Annotated in this window: 2 protein-coding genes; both read right to left on the bottom strand. The window is 53.3% G+C overall.

What is annotated here, in order from left to right:
• A partial coding sequence (locus JAO82_RS14155) for an IS3 family transposase (RefSeq protein ID WP_198687038.1) occupies window positions 1–203 on the bottom strand: 203 nt, incomplete at its 3' end.
• 110 nt (window positions 204–313) lie between these two features.
• Window positions 314–607, bottom strand: coding sequence for a transposase (locus tag JAO82_RS14150; RefSeq protein ID WP_232897429.1), 294 nt, complete (start codon window positions 605–607; stop codon window positions 314–316).
• Between the last annotated feature and the right edge of the window lie 80 nt (window positions 608–687).

The following is a 687-nucleotide window of genomic DNA, read 5'->3' as shown; positions in this document are numbered from 1 at the left end:
TAGATCATGTGCCCCTTCGCTGGCCTGCTGGTATTGGGCTTCTGGTAGATCGGCATCAATCCCATCAGGCGCATCAGCCGGCGTATCCGTTTCTCATTCACCAGATGACCTTCATTGCGCAGATGCCATGTCATCTGACGCATGCCAAAAAACGGGGTCTCAAGGAACTGCTTATCTATCACACGCATCAGGTCGAGGTTCATCTCACTCTCGCCCTTGGGCTGATAGTAAAATGAGGACCGCGAGATCGACAGCAACGCACATTGTTTGCTTACTGACAGGCCACGGATATTCGGCTCAATCATCTTGCGCCTCACTTGCCGGTCCAGGGTTTGAGCTTTCTGGCCAAAAAATCGTTGGCGACGGCCAACTCCCCAATCTTGGCATGCAGGTCTTTGACCTGCTCTACATCGACTTCTGGTGCCTTCCGGCCACCTCGCTCGAACACAACAGATGCGCCCGCAAGCAAAGCCCGTTTCCATTGATGGATCATCGTCGGATGAACCTCAAACCGACTGGACAGTCCGCTGACCGTCTCTTCGCCCTTCAGCGCCTCTAGCGCGACCTTGGCCTTAAACTCTGGGTGATGTTGCTTCCGTTTCGCCATATCTGAACTCCTTCGTGTTGAAGATCAGCAGACTACAAATCGCAGCTTACGTCAGTGTCCTAATTTCGGGGGATAGCTCA

It is taken from the genome of Pontibaca salina (assembly GCF_016307205.1).
Classification (GTDB): Bacteria; Pseudomonadota; Alphaproteobacteria; order Rhodobacterales; family Rhodobacteraceae; genus Pontibaca; species Pontibaca salina.
This window is presented reverse-complemented; position numbering and strand designations above follow the sequence as displayed.